The sequence below is a fragment of the Streptomyces sp. NPDC059003 genome, from assembly GCF_042740445.1.
GTDB lineage: Bacteria > Actinomycetota > Actinomycetes > Streptomycetales > Streptomycetaceae > Streptomyces.
This window is the reverse complement of record NZ_JBHYJH010000384.1, coordinates 1-3,251: the sequence shown is the minus strand read 5'-3', so window position 1 is coordinate 3,251 and position 3,251 is coordinate 1. Positions and strand designations below refer to the sequence as shown.

6 protein-coding genes and 1 pseudogene are annotated in these 3,251 nt (G+C 66.4%); 3 read left to right on the top strand and 4 right to left on the bottom strand.

All coding sequences use genetic code 11. From position 1 onward, the window contains the following. A pseudogene (locus tag ACFWZ5_RS45815) lies at nt 1-166 on the top strand (IS5/IS1182 family transposase); the annotation flags it as partial. 43 nt (nt 167-209) lie between these two features. Here the strand turns inward: ACFWZ5_RS45815 and ACFWZ5_RS45810 are convergent. The 4 genes from ACFWZ5_RS45810 to ACFWZ5_RS45795 form a co-directional block, all read right to left on the bottom strand. Further along, nucleotides 210-461: a hypothetical protein gene (locus tag ACFWZ5_RS45810; RefSeq protein ID WP_384893159.1), complete on the bottom strand. Its 252-nt coding sequence runs from the start codon at nt 459-461 to the stop codon at nt 210-212. After that, complete coding sequence (locus tag ACFWZ5_RS45805; protein WP_384893156.1) at nt 458-643, bottom strand: hypothetical protein; 186 nt, start codon at nt 641-643, stop codon at nt 458-460. Before ACFWZ5_RS45805 ends, ACFWZ5_RS45810 begins: the two co-directional genes overlap by 4 nt. Continuing rightward, nucleotides 643-1,092 carry a hypothetical protein gene (locus tag ACFWZ5_RS45800; RefSeq protein ID WP_384893153.1) on the bottom strand — a complete coding sequence of 150 codons (450 nt, stop codon included), beginning with the start codon at nt 1,090-1,092 and terminating at the stop codon, nt 643-645. Before ACFWZ5_RS45800 ends, ACFWZ5_RS45805 begins: the two co-directional genes overlap by 1 nt. A 92-nt stretch (nt 1,093-1,184) precedes the next feature. Next, entirely contained in the window at nt 1,185-1,691 is a 507-nt protein-coding gene (locus ACFWZ5_RS45795) for a hypothetical protein (RefSeq protein ID WP_384893150.1), read from the bottom strand. 371 nt (nt 1,692-2,062) lie between these two features. Here ACFWZ5_RS45795 and ACFWZ5_RS45790 point away from each other — a divergent pair, with 371 nt between their 5' ends. Both ACFWZ5_RS45790 and ACFWZ5_RS45785 read left to right on the top strand, forming a co-directional pair. After that, nucleotides 2,063-2,932 carry a helix-turn-helix domain-containing protein gene (locus ACFWZ5_RS45790; RefSeq protein ID WP_384893147.1) on the top strand — a complete coding sequence of 290 codons (870 nt, stop codon included), beginning with the start codon at nt 2,063-2,065 and terminating at the stop codon, nt 2,930-2,932. Next, nucleotides 2,923-3,180, top strand: coding sequence for a DUF397 domain-containing protein (locus tag ACFWZ5_RS45785; protein ID WP_384893144.1), 258 nt, complete (start codon nt 2,923-2,925; stop codon nt 3,178-3,180). The genes ACFWZ5_RS45790 and ACFWZ5_RS45785 overlap by 10 nt, the downstream gene beginning before the upstream one ends. Nucleotides 3,181-3,251 lie beyond the last annotated feature (71 nt).

The window sequence follows — 3,251 nt, the reverse complement described above, 5'->3', positions numbered from 1 at the left end:
GCGCTGGACCATCGAACGCAGCATCGGCTGGCTCATGCACCACCGCCGCCTCGCCCGTGACTATGAAACCCACCCCCACCGCAGCGAAGCCTTCATCCACCTCGCGATGATCGATCTCATGACCCGCCGCCTCACCGGCGAAACCACCCGAAACTGGCGCGGAACCTCCCCCCCTAGAACCAGACACCCACCACAGGACCAAACGCTCCCTACGTTAGAGGTAGCCCCCCCAAGGGCAGTGAGGCCACGCAGACGACGAAGGCGAGCAGGGCGACCACTCCCACCGTCAGCACGATCCTTGGCCCGTGCGGCTCCTCCCCGGGCCCGCCCTTGTGCGTCGAAGAAGCAGTGCCGCCGGGATGACCCGCTCGGTGCTGGCCCGTCGGCGTGGAGGGCCGTCGGCCGCAGCGCTTCGCGCCGAGGGCGACCAGCAGCGCCATCGCTGCGACGACCCTGATCACGAGGCCGCTCCTCCGCGGATCGCACGGAAGACCTGACAGAGAGTCCCCGTGATCTCGATGTCGTCCAGAGGCATGCCCTCGATTCCGGGCCCCTCGTGCGCGATGCCGCGCTCGCGGCCGGGCGCGGCCGCTACCGGTTCCGGCGCGACGGGCGGCTTCACGTGCCGTGTGTGCTGCTGCATCACCGATCTCCGTTTCCGTCGGGGTCCTTGATGTAGCGGGAGGCGATCAGCAGCTCCAGCAGGGACCAGGTCTCCCGCGCCAGCCGCCGAGCCCGCCCCAGAGCAGCGCCGCCGCCAACGGACGACTGCCGGCCGCGGAACGGCGAAACGCGTCGGCGGGCGCGCCCAGGGCGTTCGTCGAGGAGCTCTCGGGCCTGATCGACGGCCTTGCTGATCTGCTCCTCAAGACGGGGGTACCCGAGCGCGATGTTGATCAGGTGCCCAAGCACGTTACTCAGGCGCTGGACGAGCTCGGGCGCCTCGTGGGGGGCGAGCGTCTGCGCACCGAGGGCACGGTCCAGGTCGTCGAACGCTTCGGCGGCGTCGAAGGGCACCCACCGCTTGATCGCGTCCAGGAGGCCTGCCAACTGGTCGGCGGTGAACGGCGGGGTGACCGGCTGCAGGGACATCGAGCGGTCGGGACACCGCGCGGGAAGCGCGCAGGAGCCGAACCCATCAGGCCGATCAGGAGGCGTACTGGCTGCCACGGTGGCCCGTTGCATCACGCACACTCCGGCGCCGTAGAGATCTCAAGGGAGCACGTGAGCCAGTCGTCCCACATGCAGAGGTTCTTCGTGAGTGCGCAGGTCAGAGGAAGTCGGCCGATGCTGCCGTCGAGCCCCGCGAGTGCATCCGTCCTGCAGGGCTGGATCCCGCTCAGAGGACCGCCGCGTACGGCAACCCGCACGCTGTCGCTGAAGAGCGCGAGGTGAACGTCGATGCTGGGCCCGGTGCCGTAGCGCAGCACGTAGGTGACCATCTCGTTAAGGACCGTGTTCGCCACGTCGAGCTGCTCCGCCGACTTCAGGCCCCAGTCGAGCAGCGCGGAGATGCCGTCGTGCCGGACCTGATCGCCCCACAGAACGTCACTGGGCGTCGGCAGCGAGGCGGGCTCGACCGACGCGCGCCTGTGCGTGTCCGCGACGGATTTGAGGAACCTCGGCGGGTCCACAGCGACGGGTGCCTTCGCGTATTCGACTACCGCGTACTGTCCGGTCGCCAGCATCATCTGCACCTCTCTCGCATGTTCGTGAGGTAGTACGCGCGCGGCCCCAACACGGGGCATTGGAGAGGGCCGCGCGCGCTTTGGGATCGCCTGAGAGCCCCGCGCAGCAGCGGCGGCTTCCCCACGTCAAAGGCGTCCCGTGCACACCGTTTCTGCGGCAGAGTCCCGTATGGCGGCGTGCTCAACTACCGTGCTGCATGTGCGATTTACTGTGCAAGGGCATTTGGCTATGCCAGAAAATTGGCACATGCCCAATCACAAGCAGGGGCTTGTTCGAGGGGGGACAGGGGGTGGCACACTCAGGGGCACGGCCCGCATCAGCACTGGACACAGGACGTGTCGAGTACCGACAGGCTTAGGGAGAGGGTTACACAGTGGCAGCTAAGCGCGGGGCGACGTTTCGACGCAGGGAGCTGGGCAAGGAGCTGCGGAAGCTCCGGGACGACAAGGGGGAGACGCTTCAGGAGGTGGCCAAGGCCCTTGGCTTCTCCCACACGAAGCTCGCGCGAGTGGAGATCGGAGAGAACGACCTGCCGCGCGTGAGCGACCTTGAGGGACTGATCGACTATCTCGCCCCCAGCCTCCCGAAAGAAGATCTGGAGACCCTTCTCCAACTGCACCGGGAGTCACTGAGCAAGGAGCCGTGGACGCCCTACAAGGCGTACATGCCGTCGAAGATGCCGACGTATCGCGGCTTGGAGCAGGACGCCACCGTAATGCGCGTCTGGCAGCCCGCCTTCGTGTACGGCCTGTTCCAGACGGAGGACTACGCGCGGGCTCTGTATCAGATTGCCAAGCCGGTCGACGAGACCACGACCGAGTACATCGAGCAGAACGTGCGGCTGCGACTGGAGCGGAAGGATCTGATCACCCGCTCAGAAGACCCGTTGGAGCTGCGCGTCATCATGGACGAGACCGCTGTCCGCCGCATGGTGAGCAGCCCCGGGGGCATGCGTGCTCAGTACGAAGAGATCGTGAAGCTCGGCGAGTTGGAGAACGTCACGATCCAGATCCTGCCGCACGACCTCGTGACGTACCGCTCCGAGAGCAACTTCACGCTGCTCGACTTCTCGGACGCCCTCGACCCTGTCGTGCAGGTCGACATGCCCAACACGATCAGCGTCACTGACGAGCGGCAGGAGGTCCAGCGGCATGCCCGCCGCTTCGACGCGCTGCGCGACAGCGCTCTACCCCCGGCTCGGACGGCCGGGTTCCTCCATCAACTAGCACGAGAGTGGAAGTAGTCATCGATACCAAAATCATGGCCCCTGATGTGGCCCCGGAATCTGCCTGGTTCAAGTCCTCCTACAGCAACGACACCGGCGGTTCGTGTGTCGAGGTCGCTGCCCTTCCCCATTGCCGACGGGTCGGCGTGCGGGACTCCAAGATCAAAAGCGGCCCCGCCTTCGTCGTCAGCAGCAGCACCTGGAACTCCTTCGTGGACCACGTCGGCCGCGACACCAACTGGGGCGTGGCCCGCTCAGGTACATGATCGAGACGGCCTGATAGTTCCTCACTGAACCGGTCACACGACGAGGGTTCGCCTCCCCCAGGCCGTATGAC

What these genes read in the sequence shown, in the direction of transcription:
- ACFWZ5_RS45805 (WP_384893156.1), bottom strand. Translation starts at nt 643, where the DNA reads ATGCAGCAGCACACACGGCACGTGAAGCCGCCCGTCGCGCCGGAACCG.
- ACFWZ5_RS45800 (WP_384893153.1), bottom strand. Translation starts at nt 1,092, where the DNA reads ATGTCCCTGCAGCCGGTCACCCCGCCGTTCACCGCCGACCAGTTGGCA.
- ACFWZ5_RS45795 (WP_384893150.1), bottom strand. Translation starts at nt 1,691, where the DNA reads ATGATGCTGGCGACCGGACAGTACGCGGTAGTCGAATACGCGAAGGCA.